Annotated in this window: 20 protein-coding genes; 9 read left to right on the top strand and 11 right to left on the bottom strand. The window is 65.6% G+C overall.

From position 1 onward, the window contains the following. Nucleotides 1-40: 40 nt before the first annotated feature. On the bottom strand, nucleotides 41-223 hold the full coding sequence (locus JFY56_RS03980; RefSeq protein WP_208312161.1) for a DUF1289 domain-containing protein: 183 nt from the start codon (nucleotides 221-223) through the stop codon (nucleotides 41-43). Nucleotides 224-669: 446 nt separating this feature from the next. On the opposite strand from JFY56_RS03980, the gene JFY56_RS03985 reads away from it, so the two are divergent. Then, nucleotides 670-1,644, top strand: coding sequence for an IS110 family RNA-guided transposase (locus JFY56_RS03985; RefSeq protein ID WP_208312162.1), 975 nt, complete (start codon nucleotides 670-672; stop codon nucleotides 1,642-1,644). A 66-nt stretch (nucleotides 1,645-1,710) separates the two neighbouring features. Here JFY56_RS03985 and bglX read toward each other — a convergent pair whose 3' ends face one another. From bglX to JFY56_RS04015, 6 genes are all read right to left on the bottom strand, one after another. Beyond that, on the bottom strand, nucleotides 1,711-4,008 hold the full coding sequence (bglX, locus tag JFY56_RS03990; protein WP_208312163.1) for a beta-glucosidase BglX: 2,298 nt from the start codon (nucleotides 4,006-4,008) through the stop codon (nucleotides 1,711-1,713). A 180-nt stretch (nucleotides 4,009-4,188) separates the two neighbouring features. Then, nucleotides 4,189-5,148, bottom strand: coding sequence for an SMC-Scp complex subunit ScpB (gene scpB, locus JFY56_RS03995; RefSeq protein WP_208312164.1), 960 nt, complete (start codon nucleotides 5,146-5,148; stop codon nucleotides 4,189-4,191). A gap of 47 nt (nucleotides 5,149-5,195) precedes the next feature. After that, complete coding sequence (locus JFY56_RS04000) at nucleotides 5,196-5,990, bottom strand: segregation and condensation protein A (RefSeq protein ID WP_208312510.1); 795 nt, start codon at nucleotides 5,988-5,990, stop codon at nucleotides 5,196-5,198. A 313-nt stretch (nucleotides 5,991-6,303) separates the two neighbouring features. Beyond that, nucleotides 6,304-7,518, bottom strand: a complete 1,215-nt coding sequence (locus tag JFY56_RS04005) for a tryptophan--tRNA ligase (protein WP_208312165.1) — start codon at nucleotides 7,516-7,518, stop codon at nucleotides 6,304-6,306. 42 nt (nucleotides 7,519-7,560) lie between these two features. After that, complete coding sequence (locus JFY56_RS04010) at nucleotides 7,561-8,190, bottom strand: L-threonylcarbamoyladenylate synthase (RefSeq protein ID WP_208312166.1); 630 nt, start codon at nucleotides 8,188-8,190, stop codon at nucleotides 7,561-7,563. Next, nucleotides 8,187-9,059 (bottom strand): PHP domain-containing protein, encoded by an 873-nt coding sequence (locus JFY56_RS04015; protein ID WP_208312167.1) that lies wholly within the window; start codon nucleotides 9,057-9,059, stop codon nucleotides 8,187-8,189. Before JFY56_RS04015 ends, JFY56_RS04010 begins: the two co-directional genes overlap by 4 nt. A gap of 204 nt (nucleotides 9,060-9,263) precedes the next feature. Between JFY56_RS04015 and JFY56_RS04020 the strand changes: the two genes are divergently transcribed. The 6 genes from JFY56_RS04020 (at nucleotide 9,264) to JFY56_RS04045 (ending at nucleotide 13,474) form a co-directional block, all read left to right on the top strand. Then, nucleotides 9,264-9,857 carry a septation protein A gene (locus tag JFY56_RS04020; protein ID WP_208312168.1) on the top strand — a complete coding sequence of 198 codons (594 nt, stop codon included), beginning with the start codon at nucleotides 9,264-9,266 and terminating at the stop codon, nucleotides 9,855-9,857. 1 nt (nucleotide 9,858) lies between these two features. Further along, nucleotides 9,859-10,158 carry a YciI family protein gene (locus tag JFY56_RS04025; RefSeq protein WP_208312169.1) on the top strand — a complete coding sequence of 100 codons (300 nt, stop codon included), beginning with the start codon at nucleotides 9,859-9,861 and terminating at the stop codon, nucleotides 10,156-10,158. Nucleotides 10,159-10,408: 250 nt separating this feature from the next. Next, nucleotides 10,409-10,783: a translation initiation factor 2 (IF-2, GTPase) gene (locus tag JFY56_RS04030; RefSeq protein WP_208312170.1), complete on the top strand. Its 375-nt coding sequence runs from the start codon at nucleotides 10,409-10,411 to the stop codon at nucleotides 10,781-10,783. 12 nt (nucleotides 10,784-10,795) lie between these two features. Next, complete coding sequence (locus JFY56_RS04035) at nucleotides 10,796-11,473, top strand: response regulator transcription factor (protein WP_208312171.1); 678 nt, start codon at nucleotides 10,796-10,798, stop codon at nucleotides 11,471-11,473. A gap of 123 nt (nucleotides 11,474-11,596) precedes the next feature. Beyond that, nucleotides 11,597-12,052 (top strand): Spy/CpxP family protein refolding chaperone, encoded by a 456-nt coding sequence (locus JFY56_RS04040; RefSeq protein ID WP_208312172.1) that lies wholly within the window; start codon nucleotides 11,597-11,599, stop codon nucleotides 12,050-12,052. Between the two features lie 90 nt (nucleotides 12,053-12,142). Continuing rightward, the gene (locus JFY56_RS04045; protein WP_208312173.1) at nucleotides 12,143-13,474 is read left to right on the top strand and encodes a sensor histidine kinase; all 1,332 of its coding nucleotides are present in this window, start codon (nucleotides 12,143-12,145) and stop codon (nucleotides 13,472-13,474) included. A gap of 141 nt (nucleotides 13,475-13,615) precedes the next feature. On the opposite strand, the gene JFY56_RS04050 is transcribed toward JFY56_RS04045, so the two are convergent. Further along, complete coding sequence (locus tag JFY56_RS04050) at nucleotides 13,616-14,176, bottom strand: nitroreductase family protein (protein ID WP_208312174.1); 561 nt, start codon at nucleotides 14,174-14,176, stop codon at nucleotides 13,616-13,618. Nucleotides 14,177-14,338: 162 nt separating this feature from the next. On the opposite strand from JFY56_RS04050, the gene JFY56_RS04055 reads away from it, so the two are divergent. Next, nucleotides 14,339-15,793, top strand: coding sequence for a TrkH family potassium uptake protein (locus JFY56_RS04055; RefSeq protein ID WP_208312175.1), 1,455 nt, complete (start codon nucleotides 14,339-14,341; stop codon nucleotides 15,791-15,793). Nucleotides 15,794-15,905: 112 nt separating this feature from the next. Then, nucleotides 15,906-16,223 (top strand): Mpo1-like protein, encoded by a 318-nt coding sequence (locus JFY56_RS04060; RefSeq protein WP_208312176.1) that lies wholly within the window; start codon nucleotides 15,906-15,908, stop codon nucleotides 16,221-16,223. 122 nt (nucleotides 16,224-16,345) lie between these two features. On the opposite strand, the gene JFY56_RS04065 is transcribed toward JFY56_RS04060, so the two are convergent. From JFY56_RS04065 to JFY56_RS04075, 3 genes are all read right to left on the bottom strand, one after another. Beyond that, on the bottom strand, nucleotides 16,346-16,675 hold the full coding sequence (locus JFY56_RS04065; RefSeq protein WP_208312177.1) for a YnfA family protein: 330 nt from the start codon (nucleotides 16,673-16,675) through the stop codon (nucleotides 16,346-16,348). A 19-nt stretch (nucleotides 16,676-16,694) separates the two neighbouring features. Beyond that, entirely contained in the window at nucleotides 16,695-17,120 is a 426-nt protein-coding gene (locus tag JFY56_RS04070) for a hypothetical protein (protein ID WP_208312178.1), read from the bottom strand. A gap of 264 nt (nucleotides 17,121-17,384) precedes the next feature. Beyond that, entirely contained in the window at nucleotides 17,385-18,197 is an 813-nt protein-coding gene (locus tag JFY56_RS04075; RefSeq protein WP_208312179.1) for an SDR family oxidoreductase, read from the bottom strand. Nucleotides 18,198-18,230: the final 33 nt, after the last annotated feature.

An 18,230-nucleotide genomic window follows, 5' to 3' on the forward strand; every position in this document is an offset into this window, starting at 1 on the left:
CGGACGTTGGGCTTCGCAAGCTCAGCACCAACCTACGGAGTTACCAAAATTTGCGCCGGCCCTGCGCCTCGAATACCAATAGACGCATATCCGACTCCGCCAGCACCGCCTGCTGGCCGAGGTGGTCGAGCTTCTTCCAGCCCTTGATTTCCTCGCGGGTGCGACCGCAGCCGAGGCAGATGCCCTCGTCGAACTTGCAGACCTTGATGCATGGACTCTTCACGCTTCCCCCTGTCGATCGATGGTCGTACAGGGCCTATCTCAAGGGAAACGAGAGAAAGGGTCCAAGGGGAAAAAGGCATGGCGCTGATCGAAAGCGCCAATGATCGAGTGAGGGGGTGTTTTTGTAGGAGCCAGCTTGCTGGCGATCAATGGCGCCAGCAGGTAACTCGGTGCCAGGTGAAACCCCGGATCGCCAGCAAGCTGGCTCCTTGTATGTCGACTAGCCCGCATCAGTGGGCGATAGTCTCCGACTGATCCTCGGAAGGAGGGCCTGGAAGACGACTCGCTCCTTAGGCTTCGAGCCTGCATCGTAGATAGTGCTCCGGCCCTCCGCACTCACCCAGTGAATCCGAACGGTATCTTGAGCCCGCATTACGCGAGAGCTCGTATTGGCAAGGTTGGATCGGGTGTAGTGATGATCGACGAGCATTCATTGAGGAGGACCCTATGCCCATCGTTGTCGGCGTTGATATTGCCAAACGGACATTCGATATCGCCCTGCTGCAAGCCAATGGCAAATACCGCACCAAGGGCAACCTGAGCAATGATCCGGCTGGTTTCAGGGAGTTTACCCAGTGGCTGGAAAAATATGCCGAGCCGGGGGCCTGGGTCGTTATGGAGGCGACCAACGTGTACCACGAAGCCCTCGCCGATCATCTGGTGGGGCTGGGTTATCGGCTGTGCGTGGTCAATCCGGCGCGGATCGCCAGCTATGCACAAAGCCAACTGCAGCGGGTGAAGACCGACAAGGTCGATGCCAAGCTGATGGCGCTGTTTGGTACGCGGCACATCGACGAACTGCAGCCCTGGCAACCCGAGCCGCCGGCCCGGCGGCGCCTGCGCGCCCTGGTGCGGCGCTACGAAGAGCTCAAGGAGCTCTACCGGATGGAAAGCAACCGCCTGGACACGGCCGAGTCCAGCGTCAAGGAATCGATCCTTTCGGTGATGACCCACTTGGAGCGGCAGATCGACCAGACCCTGAAAGCAATCCAGGAACAGATCGACGACGATCCTGACCTGCGCGGCAAGCGCGATCTACTGGTGAGCATCGACGGTATCAGCGACAAGACCGCTGCCTTGTTGCTGGCGGAGTTGGGCGACCTCTCGCGGTTCGACAATGCGCGTGCCGTCGTCGCCTTTGCCGGCCTGAATCCACGCCTACAGCAATCCGGTAGCCACCAGGGGCAGGTGCGGATCTCCCGCATGGGCTCGGCCAGGCTGCGGGCCGGCCTGTACATGCCGGCCATGTGCGCGATGCTGCACAACGCAGCGGTAAAGGCCCTGCGCCTACGTCTGCAAGAGAACGGAAAAACCGGCAAGCAAATCATCTGCGCTGCTATGCGCAAGCTGCTCCATATCGCCTATGGCGTTCTCAAATCAGGCCAGCCCTTCAAGGCAGAACTGGCCTTGCCCGCTCGCTAGAGACACGGTATCTACAGGAAATCGCGCTGGGTGTAGGGCGGGTGCAACCCGCCACAACCCCGGTCCTTACAGCAGAGTGAACTTCCCTTCCTTCACATCCTGCGAATCCAGGCCGATGTAGACCTTGAAGTCGCCCGGCTCGGAGGCGTAGCGCAGGTTGCTGTCGTAGAAGCGCAGGTCCTGCTCGCGCAGCATGAACTCGACGTCCTTCGACTCGCCCGGCTTGAGCATGATCTTGCGGTAGTTCTTCAGCTCCTTGACCGGGCGGCTGATCGACGCGGCCACGTCCTGCACATACAGCTGCACCACGGTTTCGCCGGCGCGCTTGCCGGTGTTCTTCACCGTCACCTTCGCGGTCAGGGTGTCGTCCTTGCCAATCTTGTCGGCGGAAAGGGTCACATCCGAGACGCTGAAACCGGTGTAGCTGAGCCCGAAGCCGAACGGGTACAGCGGGCCGTTGGCGGCGTCGAAGTAGCGCGAGGTGTACTTGTTCGGGTTCTGGTGGTCGAACGGCCGGCCGGTGTTCAGGTGATTGTAGTAGATCGGCACCTGGCCCACCGAGCGCGGGAAGGACATCGGCAGCTTGCCGGACGGGTTGTAGTCGCCGAACAGCACGTCGGCGATGGCGTTGCCGCCTTCGGTGCCGCTGAACCAGGTTTCCAGGACGGCATCCATGTTCTCGCTTTCCCAGCGCAGGTCCATCGGCCGGCCGTTCATCAGCACCATGACCAGCGGCTTGCCGGTGGCCTTGAGCGCCTTGAGCATCTCGACCTGGCTGGTGGCGATGCGCAGGTTGGTCTTGCTCGACGCCTCGTGGGCCATGCCCTGGGATTCGCCGACCACCGCGACGACAACATCGGCCTGCTTCGCCGCCTCGACCGCTTCCACCAGCATCGCCTGCGGGCTGCGCGGGCCCACGACGACATCGGGGTTGTATTCGTTGAGGTAGGCGAGGATTTCCGGATCGTCGGTGACGTTGGCGCCCTTCGCATAGATCAGCTGCGCGCGGTCGCCGATGGCATTCTGCATGCCCTGCAGCACGCTCACCGCCTGTTTGGCCTTGCCGGCCGCCGACCAACTGCCCATCACGTCGCGCTTGCTGTCGGCCAGCGGGCCGATCACGGCGATGGTGCCCTGGCGCTTCAGCGGCAGCACGTCGCCCTGGTTCTTCAGCAGCACCATGCCCTTGCGCGCCACCTCGCGCGCCACCTCGCGGTGCAGGCGGTCTTCGGCGTCGGTGTCCACCGGGTCCCTGCCCTGCAGGTAGCGGTACGGATCGTGGAACAGGCCCATCTCGTACTTGGCCACGAGCACTTCGCGGCAGGCGCGGTCGATGTCGCTCTCGCTGACCTCGCCGGCCTTCACCAGCTCCGGCAGATGGTTGCGGTAGAGGTCGTCGTTCATGTTCATGTCGACGCCGGCCTTGATCGCCAGTTTCACCGCCTCGCGCTCGCTGCCGGCGACGCCGTGCTGGATCAGTTCCTTCACCGCGCCGTGGTCGCTCAGGGTCAGGCCCTTGTAGCCCCACTGCTGGCGCAGCAGATCCTGCAGCAGCCACTTGTTGGCGCTGGCCGGCACGCCGTTGATGCTGTTCAGCGACACCATCACCGAGCCGGCGCCGGCATCGGCGGCCGCGCGGTATGGCGGCAGGTAGTCCTGGAACATGCGCTGCGGGCTCATGTCGACGGTGTTGTAGTCGCGACCGCCCTCGCCCGCGCCATACAGGGCGAAATGCTTGACCCCAGCCATGATCGTGCCCGGCCTGTCCAGGCCTTCGCCCTGGTAGGCCCTGACCACCACGCCGGCGATCCGGCTGGTCAGCCAGGTGTCTTCGCCGAAGCCTTCGGAAACCCGGCCCCAGCGCGGGTCGCGGGCGATGTCGACGGTGGGCGAGAAGGTCAGGTTGAGGCCGTCGGCGCTGGCTTCGATGGCCGACACCCGCGCGCTTTGGGCGATCGCCTCCATGTCCCAGCTGGCGGCCAGGCCGAGGCCGATGGGGAATACCGTGCGGTGGCCGTGGACCACGTCGTAGGCGAAGAACAGCGGGATCTTCAGCCGGCTCTTCATGGCCTCGTCCTGCAGCACGCGGATGCCGGGGCGGGTCACGGTGTTGAACACGGCGCCGGTGATGCCGGCGCGGATCTCTTCCTGCAACACCGGCTTGGGATGGTCGGCGCCGACGCTGACCAGACGCAGCTGGCCGATCTTCTCTTCGAGGGTCATGCGCTGCATCAGGCCGTCGATGAAGGCATCCCTGGACTGCCCGGGCAGCGGGACGGGCGCTTCGGCGGCGGACAGGGAAGCGCTGGCCAGCGCGATGGCGAGGCCGAGCGCACAGGCGCGACTGAACTGGATCGTTTTCATATGGGCACTCAGCGGCCCGCGCGTGGCGCCGGCCTGCTGCAGGAAGTTTGGGATGGGTTCGGATTCATCGGCCCGGGCCATGCCGGACGACTCCCCCCGAAATACTCGGTCGCCCACGCCAGCCCGGCGCGCGGCATAAGGTCGTCGTGTGGCCCGCGGAAGTCAACAGCCCGTTGACGGTCAGCCGTCGCGGTCGCGGGCCAGGGCTTCCATTTCCTCGCGCATGGCTTCGGCGAGGGCACGTTCTTCGTCATAGTCGTCTTCCGGCTCCGGAATGGCGACGACCGGTGTCGCAGGCGCGGGCGCTGCGCTCGGCGCCTCCGCTGGCAGCGGTCCGGCAGCATCGCGCGGCTCGACGGGCGGCAGGTCGATCAGGTCGTCGAAGTCGGTCTTCAGACCCTGTTCCATCTCGTCCAGTTCGACGAGCAGGCTGCGGAAACTGGTTTCTTCCTTCGGCTCGGCCGCTTCCGGCGGTGCCTCGGGCTCCTCGCCCGCCTCGCGCAGCGCCAGGTCGGCCAGGGCCTGGATCGACGGCGGTATGTAGTCCTCGTCGAGCATTTCGCTGGAAACCGGCGGCGGCAGCGGGATCGGTTCCGGCTCGGGCTCCATCTCGCGGATTTCCGCCAGCGGCGGCAGCTCTTCCAGGCTCTTCAGGTTGAAGTAGTCGAGGAACGCCCGGGTGGTGGCGAACATCGCCGGCCGGCCGGGCACTTCGCGGTAGCCGACGATACGGATCCACTCGCGGTCCATCAGCGTCTTGACGATCTGGGTGTTCACCGCCACGCCGCGCACATCCTCGATCTCGCCACGGGTGATCGGCTGGCGATAGGCGATCAGCGCCAGGGTTTCCAGCAGCGCGCGGGAATAACGCTGCGGGCGCTCCTCCCAGAGCCGGCCGACCCACGGCGCCAGGCGCTCGCGAATCTGCAGGCGATAGCCGGAGGCCACTTCCTTCAGCTCGAAGGCCCGCCCGGCGCAGGACAGCGCCAGGATCGCGAGGGCGTCGCGCAGTTGCTTCGGCTCCGGCCGCTCCTCTTCCTCGAACAGCTCGCCAAGGCGCTCCAGCGACATGGGCTTGCCGGCGGCAAGCAGTATGCCTTCGAGCAGGGTCGCCAGTTCTTGGGGATCGGAGAGGTTCATCGGGGCGCTCGTGGAGTTATTTCGAATGGCGATGATAAGCCAGGAGCTCAGAGCAGGTCGTCAACTTCGTCGCCTTCGACGATTTCCGGCTCGTCCGGAAACTCCGGCTCATCGTCCAGGGCTTCCATCTCGCCCTCGCCGCCTTCGTCGACCCGGGCGCGGACATGGATCGGCGCGAAGGCGTCGTTCTGCACCAGTTCCAGCAGTTGTTCCTTGACCAGTTCGAGGATCGCCATGAAGGTCACCACCACGCCAAGGCGCCCTTCCTCGACCCGGAACAGCTGGATGAACGGCACGAAACCGGCGCCCTTGAGGCGTTCGAGGATTTCGCTCATGCGCTCGCGGGTGGAGAGCATTTCCCGCGTGACCTGGTGGCTTTCGAACAGATCGGCGCGGCGCAGCACCTCGCCCAGGCTGAGCATCAGCTCCTGCAGGCTGACTTCCGGCAGCAGCTTGCGCGCCCGCGCTTCCGGCGCCATGACCGTCGGCACGATGTAATCGCGGCCCTCGCGCGGCAGTTCGTCGATATCCCCGGCGGCCTTCTTGAAGCGCTCGTACTCCTGCAGGCGGCGGATCAGCTCGGCGCGCGGGTCATCTTCCTCGTCCTCGGCCGCCGACGAGCGCGGCAGCAACATGCGCGACTTGATCTCGGCGAGCATGGCTGCCATCACCAGGTATTCCGCGGCCAGCTCCAGGCGCGCGGTCTTCATCAGCTCGACGTAGCCCATGTACTGGCGGGTGATCTCCGCCACCGGGATGTCGAGGATGTCGATGTTCTGCTTGCGGATCAGGTAGAGCAGCAGGTCCAGCGGGCCTTCGAAGGCTTCCAGGAAGACTTCCAGGGCATCCGGCGGGATGTACAGGTCCTGCGGCATCTCGGTGAGCGCTTCGCCGTAGACCAGCGCGAGCTGCATCGGCTCGCGGTATTCCACGGCGTCGGAGGTGTTTTCCGGCTCGGTCATCGTGCTCATCGGCCACTCGTCTGGCGCAAGTTGGGTTGGGCGGCATTATCCCTGCTTTGCGCAGCCAGGTGTTGTTTATAGGAACGCCCGTAGGTTGGCGCTGAACGCAGTGAAGCCCAACATTTGTCGGACATGGCATCGTTGGGCTTCGCAGGCTCAGCGCCAACCTACGTGGAGCGTACCTCGGCATTGCTCACCGGTACGCCAGCCCCATCGCCTCGCGCACCTCGACCAGCGTCTCGCGGGCCGACTCGCGGGCGCGTTCCGCGCCTTCGGCGAGGATGCTGCGGACCAGTTCGGGGTTGTCCTCGTAGTCCAGCGCGCGTTCCTGGATCGGCTTGAGCTCCAGCCGGACCGCCTCGATCACCGGCCGCTTGCAGTCGACGCAGCCGATGCCGGCGCTGCGGCAGCCCTCTTCCACCCACTTGCGGCAGCCTTCGTCGGAATACAACTGGTGCCACTGCCAGACCGGGCAGCGCTGCGGTTCGCCGGGATCGTGGCGGCGTACGCGGGCCGGGTCGGTGGGCATGCGGGAAATCTTTTCCACCACTTCGGCGTCGCTGTCGCGCAGGGTGATGAGGTTGTCGTGCACGCGGGACATCTTCCGGCCGTCCAGCCCCGGCATCTGCACGGCATCGCCGAGCAGCGCCTGGGGTTCGGGCAACAGCACGCGGCCACCGCCTTCGAGATAGCCGAACAGCCGCTCGCGGTCGCCGAGGGTCATGCTCTGCTGCTCCTTGACCAGCGCCCGCGCGGTTTCCAGGGCTTCTTCGTCGCCCTGTTCCTGCCAGGTCTTGCGCAGGCTGGTGTACAGCCGCGCGCCCTTTTTGCCGAGCCGGGAGACGGCGACCAGCGCCTTCTCCTCGAAATCGTCCTCGCCGCCATACAGGTGGTTGAAGCGCCGGGCGATCTCGCGGGCGAACTCCACATGCACCTGCTGCTCCGCCTTCACCGCCACCTGCCCGGCGCGATAGATCAGGATGTCCGCCGCCTGCAGCAGCGGGTAACCGAGGAAGCCGAGGCTGGACAGGTCCTTGTGGCTGAGCCGCTCCTGCAGCTCCCTGTAGGTCGGCACCCGTTCCAGCCAGGGCAGCGGGCAGATCATCGACAGCAGCAGGTACAGCTCGGCGTGCTCGGGCACCTGGGACTGGATGAACAGGGTCGCCGCGCTCGGGCTCAGGCCGACCGACAGCCAGTCCACGGCCATCTCCCAGACGTGCTGGCGGATGCCGTCGGTCTCGGCGTATTCGGTGGTCAGCGCGTGCCAGTCGGCGATGGAGAAGAAGCACTCGTACTCGTGCTGCAGCCTGACCCAGTCGCGCAGCACGCCATGGTAGTGCCCAAGGTGCAGACGCCCGATGGGCCGCATGGCGGACAGCACGCGGCGCTCGGAATCGATGCTGGCCAAATGCTCAGCCTCGCGAAAGCCGGGAGGTTTCGCTCACGCGGCCTACTCGGCGGTCTCGAACGGCGTCGGATCGCCGCAACCGACCCGCACCACCACAGGCTCCTCGTCGGTCAGGCTGATCACCGTGGAAGCCTCGCCGCCGCCGAATCCGCCATCGATCACCAGATCCACCAGGTGTTCCAGCACGTGGCGCATCTCGTGGGGATCGTGCAGAGGCTCGCTGTCACCGGGCATGATCAGGCTCACGCTCATCAGCGGCTCGCCGAGCTCTTCGAGCAGGGCCAGGGCGATCGGGCAGCTCGGCACGCGCAGGCCGATGGTGCGGCGCTTGGGGTGCAGCAGCATGCGCGGCACCTCGCGGGTGGCGTTGAGGATGAAGGTGTACGGCCCCGGCGTGTGCGACTTGAGCAGGCGGAACAGGCGGGTATCGACCTTGGCGTACAGGCCCAGCTCGGACAGGTCGCGGCAGACCAGGGTGAAGTTGTGCTTGTCGTCCAGCTTGCGCATGCGGCGGATACGCTCCACCGCCGCCTTCTCGCCGATGCGGCAGCCCAGCGCATAGGAAGAGTCGGTGGGATAGGCTATCACCCCGCCCTGGCGGACGATCTCTACGGCCTGCTTGACCAGGCGCGGTTGCGGGTTCTCCGGATGAATCTGGAAGAACTGACTCATTGGCTCTCCTTAGCGATAACGGTTTCCGCGCTGGCGAAACGTGGCCAGAGCAGCGGCAAATCTTCCGGCAGCGGCCGGTACGAACCCAGCTCGGACCAGTCGCTCGGTCCGTGGAAGTCGCTGCCCGCGGTGACCATCAGGCCGAATTCGCGGGCAAGGATGCTCAGCACGCCGACCTGATCGGCCGATTGCGGCCCGTTGACCACTTCGATGGCGTGCCCGCCGGCCTGGATGAATTCGGCGATCAGCTTGCGCCGCTTGGTGCGGGTGAAGTCGTAGTGGTACGGGTGCGCCAGGCTGATCCAGGCACCGGCTTCGCGCAGCGTGCCGACGGCGTCGGCCAGGCTCGGCCAGTGCTGCTTGACGTCGCCCAGCTTGCCGGCGCCGAGCCACTTGCGGAAGGCATCGGCACGTTCGCCGACGTAGCCGGCGCGCACCAGGAATTCGGCGAAATGCGGGCGCGCCGGAGCATTCTCGCTGTCGCCCAGCTCACGCTGGACCGCCCGTGCGCCCTCGAAGGCACCGGGCATGCCCTTGGCTTCCAGGCGCCGGCCGATCTCCTCGGCCCGCGACCAGCGGCCGCGATGCAGGTCGTCCAGCGCACGGACCAGCGGTTCGGCAGCGGTATCGAAGGCGTAGCCGAGCACATGGATGGTCGCCCCGCCCCAGGTGCAGGACAGCTCCACGCCATTCACCAGCTCGACGCCCAGCCGGTCGGCGGCGGACCGGGCTTCGGCCAGCCCTTCGACGGTGTCATGGTCGGTCAGCGCGAGCAGGCGCACGCCGCGCTCGTGGGCGCGGGCGACGACGGCCGCGGGCGGCAACTGGCCATCGGAGGCGGTGCTATGGCAATGCAGATCGACACGCATGGGCAATCCCGGGCAAGGGGGCTTCTTTTCTGTATACGCTTCTGTATAGACGTTCCGGCGTCGCCACACACGGCGCGAACACCGATCCGGACGGCCTTTGCGGCCAACGGGCCGATCCCGGCGGGACCTGGAAGAGACAGATGACTGTTTCACAACTTCCGGAGGTTGGTATTATGCCGACTCTCCTGGGCTCTGGCTGCCGCAATGAAGCAATTCATCGATTTCATCCCCCTCATCCTGTTCTTCATCGTCTACAAGCTGGACCCGCGCAATATCGAATTCGCCGGACAATCCTTCAGCGTCGGCGGCATCTTCAGCGCCACTGCCGTGCTGATCGGCACCTCGGTGATCGTCTACGGCGCCCTGCTGCTCAAGCAGCGCAGGCTGGACAAGGGCCAGTGGCTGACCCTCGCCGCCTGCCTGGTGTTCGGCGGCATGACCTTGGCGTTCCACAGCGAAACCTTCCTCAAGTGGAAGGCGCCGGTGGTCAACTGGCTGTTCGCCCTCGGCTTCGCCGCCAGCCATTTCATCGGCGACCGCCCGCTGATCCAGCGCATCATGGGCCACGCCGTGCAGATGGATGAGTTGCTGTGGAACCGCCTGAACATCGCCTGGGTCCTGTTCTTCCTCATCTGCGGCTGCGTCCAGCTGTTCGTCGCCTTCACCTTCCAGAGCATCTGGGTGGACTTCAAGGTGTTCGGCAGCCTGGGCATGACCCTGATTTTCCTGATCGGCCAGGGCGTCTTCCTGGCCCGCCACATGCACGACGCCCCCACCGGCGAAAAGCCCAAGGACTGACATGCTCTACGCAATCATCGCCCGCGACATTCCCGCATCCCAGGAACGCCGCCTGGCCTCGCGCCCGGCCCACCTCGCCCGTCTCGAACAGCTGAAGGAAGAAGGCCGCCTGGTACTGGCCGGCCCGCACCCGGCGATCGACAGCAACGACCCGGGCGCCGCCGGCTTCACCGGCAGCCTGATCGTCGCCGAATTCGACTCCCTCGCCGCCGCCCAGGCCTGGGCCGACGCGGACCCTTACCGCGCCGCCGGTGTCTATAGCGAAGTCGTGGTCAAGCCGTTCAAGAAGGTCCTGCCTTAGGTTCTGTACGAAAAGTCGCCGAGCGAAGGTCAGGCGAGGCAAAAACCGGTGAGGAAGCGGAGTTTACGAGCTGTAAATGAGCATTCCGAACCGGTTTTTAACGAAGCATCACCGAGCGCAGGCACTTTTCGTACAGAACCTAAAGGAACGGATTGCCGGTGCACGGAAGCACCGCGCAATCGCACGGGAGCAAGGCTCCCCGCCTGGAGCAGCAGGGATGGCCACGGATTTCATCGCACAAGGAGTTCCGATGCATCGTCATTACCCGCCGTTCCTGTTCGCCGCCCTGTCCCTTGCCCCTGCCCTGCACGCCGAGGAAGCCAGCGTTGCAGCCGAGCAGCCGGCCACGCTTGAACAGCGCCTTGCGGAAAGCGAGCGGCATCGCAACGAACTGGCCGTGCAACTGCAGAGCGCCAGCAGCGACAGCGCCCAACTGGCCCGGCTGCGCCAGGAGAACCAGCGCCTGAAGCAGCAGTTGCACGATGTCCAGACCCGCCAGCCGGAACGCCTGCTGAATGAAGAGCAGACCTGGTACGTCACCGGCGCCGCCACCGCCCTGCTGGCCTTCATGCTTGGCGCCCTCAGCCGCGGTCGCCGTCGCCAGCGCCGCGAGTGGCTTAACTGAAAGAAATGAAGCATGAGTGAGTTGCTGCTGATCGACGACGATCGCGAACTATGCGAACTGTTGTGCACCTGGCTGATCCAGGAAGGTTTCAGCGTGCGCGCCAGCCACGATGGCGCCCAGGCGCGCACCGCCCTGGCCAGCCGCACGCCGGACGCCATCGTCCTCGACGTGATGCTGCCCGACGGCAGCGGCCTGGAACTGCTCAAGCAACTGCGCAGCGAACATCCCGACCTGCCGGTGCTGATGCTCTCGGCACGCGGCGAACCGCTGGACCGCATCCTCGGCCTGGAACTCGGCGCCGACGACTACCTGGCCAAGCCCTGCGATCCGCGTGAACTGACGGCACGCCTGCGCGCCGTGCTGCGCCGCAGTCACCCGGCACAACCCACGGCGCAGATGGAGCTGGGCGACCTGACGCTGAATCTCACTCGCGGCGTGGCCTCCACCGGCGAGCATGAAGTCAGTCTCACCCTTTCCGAATCCCGCATCCTCGAAGCGCTGCTGCGCCAGCCCGGCGAACCGCTGGACAAACAGGCGCTGGCCCAGCTCGCCCTCGGGCGCAAGCTGACCCTCTACGACCGCAGCCTGGACATGCACGTCAGCAACCTGCGCAAGAAGCTCGGCGCCCATCCGGACGGCCGCCCGCGCATCCTGGCGCTGCGCGGACGCGGCTACTTCTACGCGCCCTGACGGAAGCCGTCGGCCCCTCACACAATCTTTACCGAAGCTTTACCGGCGGCTGACCGCCCTTGACCTTGCGGACCCTAGACTGAGCTCAACCGGTAACGACCGGTCCCTCAAAGGAGACACACGATGCGCAAGACTCTGACCGCCCTGCTGATCGCAGCTACCCTGCCGACCGTCGCCCTGGCCGCCTCCCCGGCCTCCACCGATGCGATGCCGCCGAAGGGCGCGATGATGGAAGGCCACGGCCATGGCTACCGCTACGGCGGCGGGCACGGCATGATGCGGGACCTCGACCTGACCCGCGAACAGCGCCAGCAGATGGGCAAGCTGATGGGCGAAGGCATGAAATCCCGCCACGAGATCACCGAGCGCTACATGCAGAAGCTGCCTGAAGCCGACCGCAAGGCAATGGCAGACGAGCTGAAGGCCAGCCGCGAGAAGACCCAGAAGGACATCCGCGCCCTGCTCACCCCGGAACAGCAGAAGAAGTACGACGAACTGCAGAAGAAACGCGAACAGCGCAAGGCCGAATGGGCCGAATTCCAGGAATGGAAAGCGCAGAAGGACGCCAAGGGCAACTAACTGACGACAGCCAGAGAAAACGCGCCGGCTCCCCACCGGCGCGTTTTTCTGCGTTCGAAATGATCAGAGATGCGGCTGAACAGGAAAACCATGCGCTCCCTCTTCTGGCGAATCCTCGCCGCCTTCTGGCTCGCCCTGCTGCTGGTGGCTGGCCTGTCGATCCTGCTTGGCCGCGCGCTGAACCAGGACGCCTGGATCATCGCCCGCTACCCCGGCCTGATCGACCTCGCCGAGCAGTGGACCGCTCTCTACGAAACCCAGGGTGCGGATGCCGCCCAACACCTGCTGGAACAGCGCCGCAGGGATTTCAGTCTCTCGGTACAGGTATTCGACGAAAGTGGCGAGCGCCTGGTCCATGGCACCTATCCGCCACGACCGCCCCGCCCGCACCCGGCGTTCGACCGCGAGAAGCTGCCGCGCTTCCCCTGGCGCCAGTTGAGCCAGGAATACACCAGCGCCGACAGCGACCACACCTACCTGTTCGTCTACCGGATTCCCACCCGGGCGCTGGAAGAGTGGCAGCACGGCAGCCTGCTCTGGCCACTGAGCGCGCTGGGCATCGCGCTGGTGATCCTCACCGTGTTCAGCCTGTGGCTGACGCTATCCATCACCGGTCCGCTGAACCGCCTGCGCCGTGCCGTGCACGACCTCGGCCAGACCACCTACCAGCAGGACAGCCTGGCGCGCCTGGCAAACCGCGGCGACGAACTGGGCGTCCTCGCCCGCGACTTCAACCGCATGGGCGCGCGCCTGCAGCGCCTGATCAGCAGCCAGCGCCAGTTGCTGCGCGACGTCTCCCACGAACTGCGCTCGCCGCTGGCGCGCCTGCGCATCGCCCTGGCGCTTGCCGAGCGCGCCGGCCCGGAAGAGCGGGCCAGCATGTGGCCGCGCCTGGAGCAGGAGTGCGACCGCCTGGAAGCGCTGATCAGCGAAATCCTCGCCCTCGCCCGCCTCGACGCCGACCCCGGCCCAGCCAGCCGCATCGAACTGCTGCCGCTGCTCGAACGCCTGCGTGCGGACGCCCAGCTACTGGCGCCCGAGCAGCACATCCAGTTGCAGGTCACCGAAGGTCTGGGCGTGGAAGGCTGGCCGGACATGCTCGAACGCGCCCTCGACAATCTGCTGCGCAACGCCCTGCGCTTCAACCCTGCCGGCCAGCCGCTGGAAGTCGAAGCCAGCCTTGCCGGCGAGCAGGTGGAAATCCGCATCCGCGACCACGGCCCGGGAGCCAGCGAAGAGCATCTGGCGCAGCTGGGCGAACCGTTCTTCCGCGCCCCCAACCAGACCAGCCCCGGCCACGGCCTGGGCCTGGCCATCGCCAGCCGGGCCATCGAGCGGCATAACGGGCGGTTGTATCTGGCCAATCATCCGGATGGAGGGTTCGTGGCGAGTGTGGAGTTGCCGGTGCATCGGCACGCCTGAACCGCCTCGCCCTCCCTGAGGCGTCGGGTGGGCCATAACTCACGTAGGTTGGTGCTGAACGCAGTGAAGCCCAACGATGGCGATGTTGGGCTTCGCGTTGCTCAGCGCCAACCTACGATGGGCATTGCAGCCCGCCCCTACTCAGCCTTCCCAGACGCTGACGAACTCCGCCGGCTCCAGCGATACCGGCCGGCGCAGTTCCCCGATCGGTGTGCCCAGGTAGACGAAGCCGACGATGCGCTCGTTCGCCGCCAGACCCAGCCCCTGATGGACCACCGGGTCATAGGCCATCGCCCCGGTGCGCCACATGCCGCCCAGCCCCTCGGTATAGGCCGCCTGGACCAACCCATGGGCCGCACAGCCGGCCGCCAGCAGTTGCTCGACTTCCGGCACCTTCGGGTGATCCTGCAGGCGGGCGATTGCCACTACCAGCAGCGGTGCGCGCATCGGCATGGCGCGCGCCTTGTCCAGCGCATCCGGCGTGGCATCCGGATTGGCGGCGAGAGTAGCCTGGGCGAACAGCTCACCCAGCCGCGCCCGCGCCTCGCCGGCGATGGTGAGGAAGCGCCAGGGGCGCAGTTGTCCATGGTCCGGGGCGCGCAGGGCAACGCGGAACAACCGGTCCAACTGCTGCGCGGTGGGCGCCGGCTCGCTCAGACGGGCATGGGAAACACGGTTGAGCAGCGCGTCGAAAGCCTCCATGGGCTACCTCCTGACAGATACGAGGCGCACATTGTAGACGCAAACAGTTCGCATCTGCCCGCCTCCGCTGCCAGGCCGAGGGATTCGATGATGCGAGCAGCCCGTTTACTCTCCCCCGGCGCCAGGTAAAATGGCCGGTTCCTGACCGCTGAGCTTGCCTAAATGGCCCTGCCGACCCTACGCACCCTCGGATACATCATCGGCATTTTCCTGATCACCCTGGCCATCAGCATGCTCGTTCCGATAGGGACGCTGATCCATTTCGACCGCACCGGCGACCTGCACGCCTTCATCTGGTCGAGCATCATCACCTTCACCGCCGGCCTCGGCCTGGTCCTCCCGGGCCGCCCCGAGCATGCGCACCTGCGCCCGCGGGACATGTACATGCTGACGGTGTCGAGCTGGCTGCTGGTGTGCATCTTCGCCGCCCTGCCGTTCGTCTTCACCCAGCACATCAGCTACACCGACGCCTTCTTCGAGAGCATGTCGGGCATCACCGCCACCGGTTCCACCGTGCTCAGCGGGCTGGACAACATGTCGCCGGGCATCCTCATCTGGCGCTCGCTGCTGCACTGGCTGGGCGGCATCGGCTTCATCGGCATGGCGGTGGCGATCCTGCCGATGCTGCGCATCGGTGGCATGCGCCTGTTCCAGACCGAGTCGTCGGACCGCTCGGAAAAGGTCATGCCGCGCTCGCACATGGTTGCCAAGTACATCGTCGGGGTGTACGTCGGCATCACCCTGCTCGGCACCCTGGCCTTCCACTGGGCCGGGATGAGCCTGTTCGACGCGCTCAACCATGCAATGTCGGCGATCTCCACCGGCGGTTTTTCCACCTCCGACCAGTCCCTGGCCAAGTGGCACCAGCCCGCCGTGCACTGGACCGCGGTGGTGGTGATGATCCTCGGCAGCCTGCCCTTCGTGCTGTACGTCTCCACCCTGCGCGGCAACCGCCGGGCGCTGATCAGGGATCACCAGGTGCACGGTTTCATCGGCGTGCTGGTATTCACCTGGGTGGTGATGGGCACCTGGTACTCGGTGACCTCCGACATGGCCTGGCTGGACGCCTTCCGCATCGTCGCGGTGAACGTCACCTCGGTGGTCACCACCACCGGTTTCGCCCTCGGCGACTACAGCATGTGGGGCCACTTCTCGATCATGCTGTTCTTCTATCTGGGCTTCGTCGGCGGCTGTTCCGGCTCCACCGCCGGCGGGATCAAGATCTTCCGCTTCCAGGTCGCCTTCATCCTGCTGCGCGCCAACCTCTACCAGTTGATCCACCCGCGCGCGGTGATCAGCCAGAACTACAACGGTCACCCGCTGGACGAGGAAATCGTCCGCTCGATCCTGACCTTCTCGTTCTTCTTCGGCGCCACCGTAGGGCTGCTGGCGCTCGGCCTGTCGTTCCTCGGCCTGGACTGGATGACCTCGCTCACCGGAGCCGCCAGCACGGTGGCCGGCGTCGGCCCGGGCATGGGCCCGATCATCGGCCCGGCAGGCAACTTCGCGCCGCTGCCGGACGCCGCCAAGTGGCTGCTCTCCGGCGGCATGCTGCTCGGCCGGCTGGAGATCATCACCGTGCTGGTGCTGCTGACCCCGGCTTTCTGGCGGCACTGACACGGCCGTATTCACCCAGTGATTGGCGGATCATTCAGACGAATGTGGATGCGCTGCGGGCGAGACTAGAATGGCATTCTGAGATCGGCCGAAAAACAACAGGAGGTGCAGCATGAGCACCCAGACTACCGAGCGCTTCCACAGCTTCGCCGAGTTCTACCCATACTACCTGCAGGAACACAGCAACCCGGTATGCCGGCGCCTGCACTATCTCGGCAGCCTGCTGGTCATCACCCTGCTTGTCTACGCCATCGGCAGCCAGCAGTGGCTGTGGCTGCTGGCGCTGCCCGTGGTCGGCTATGGCTTTGCCTGGGTCGGCCACTTCGTCTTCGAGAAGAACCGCCCCGCCACCTTCAAGTACCCGCTGTGGTCGTTCATGGGCGACTGGGTGATGCTGAAGGATGCCTTCACCGGCCGCATCCGTTTCTGAGGCTTCGATCTGCTGCGCGTCGGCATAACTGCGTTGAGAACGGGCTCGGGGTGCTCATTTACTACGTCACCCTCGCCCGTTCTCGCCTTGTTCTGCTCTAGCTCGCGAGATCGTCAACAGATCTAGGCGCTGGCCCGCGGCCCGAACAGGATCACGCTGGCACCCACCACACAGAGCGCAACACCCAGCCAGTCGCTGAGCAGCGGCCGGCTGCGCTCGATGATCGCCAGCCAGAACAGCGAAGCAGCCACATAGATACCGCCGTAGGCGGCGTAGGCGCGCCCGGCATAGGCCGCTTCGACGCGGGTCAGCAGGAGCGCGAACACTGCCAGGCTGAGCATCCCCGGCACCAGCCACAGCGGGCTCCGGTCCATCCGCAGCCACATCCAGAAGGCATAGCAACCGCCGATCTCGCAGAACGCGGCGATGATGAACCACAGGTAATTCAGCATTCCCTTTCCTCGTCGGGCATCAGTTACGCAGGCCGCCTTCGCGCTCCCAGGCACAGCGCACGCGCAGGTCGCCTTCATGGGGCGCGTGGTAGCCACGCTCCGAATCCCAGCGGAAGGTGTGGCAGCCGTTCAGTTCGGTTTCCAGATGCACCACCGCGCTGGCCCAGTACAGCCGGCGCAGCAGGTTCTCGAACTGCTCCACCCACAGGCTCCACTCGTACTCGATGGCCTGGTAGCTGGCGCCGAAGTGGATCACCTGGGACTGGTACAACCCCGCGCCGGCCTGCTCGCAGCGGCTGAACATCTCGCGGCCGATGAACGGCCAGGCCTCGCCCTGCGGCAGGCTGTCCAGCACCTTGCGATTGACCGCCCGGCGCATGCGGCACTCCATCGAGTCGCCGGGCCAGTCGCGGATGCATCCGTAGACGATGGATTCGGGCTGCACGCCATCACTCCAGAAATCGGGAGGCTGCCTTCTAACACAGGCGATGCGGGCGGGGAAAGTGAGGCGGAGAGAAGATGAGCGGATTGCCGGCGCCGGACCACCGAAAAAGCAAAAGCCCCGCGAAAATGGCGGGGCTCTCACTGGGGTCCAACGTACATCGGCAGGCAGGCCGGTGACTTAACCTACCCTTTTGCACCGGACTGGGCAAGCATGATTTTCAGATGCACCGAAAGGGTGCGAAACGCCCGTCCGGCGCGGCCTCGCTCAGGCTTCGACGCCACGTTTGGAGCGCATTTTCTCCGCTACCCGGGCCATCTCGTCATAGATCGTCTGCGGGTTCTTCTGCTTGGCCTGCCAGGCCATGCGTGCCTGCTCGTGGGGCAGGATCATGAAGCTTCCGCGGGCGACTTCCTGGTAGATGTAGTCGGCGATATCGCTGGCGGTGATCGGCGAGCTTTCCAGCAGCTTGCCGATCTGCCCCTTCATGGCCGCGCTTGGGCCGTGGTAGGAGTCGAGCAGGTTGGTCTGGAAGAACGACGGGCAGACCACATGCACGCCCACGCCGAGCGCCGCGAGTTCGACCAGCAGGCTTTCCGACAGCGCCACCACACCGGCCTTGGCGACGTTGTAGTTGCTCATCGCCGGCCCCTGCATCAGCGCCGCCATCGAGGCGATATTGACGATCCTGCCCTTGCTGCGCTCCAGCAGCGGCAGGAAGGCCTTGCAGCCCTTGACCACGCCCATCAGGTTGATCGAAATCTGCGAGTCCCAGTCTTCCAGGGTCAGTTCATCGAAGAAGCCGCCGGAAGCCACGCCGGCGTTGTTGACGATGACATCGACGCCGCCGAAACGCTCCTCGCAGGCCTGCGCCAGGGCGGTCAGTTGACTATAGTCGCGCACGTCGCAGCGCAGGACAAAGCCGTCGCCGCCGGCGGCGCGCACCAGCCGGAGGGTTTCGTTGAGGCCAGCGTCACTGATGTCGGCCAGCGCCAGCTGCCAGCCTTCACGGGCCCAGCGCAGGGCGATTTCACGACCAAGGCCGGAACCGGCGCCGGTAATCATCATGCGGTTTTGCATAGGGAGGTTGCCTTCTTGCGTGTCCAGGGAATG

Origin of the sequence: Pseudomonas schmalbachii, from assembly GCF_017589465.1 — a bacterium.
GTDB classification, from domain to species: domain Bacteria; phylum Pseudomonadota; class Gammaproteobacteria; order Pseudomonadales; family Pseudomonadaceae; genus Pseudomonas; species Pseudomonas schmalbachii.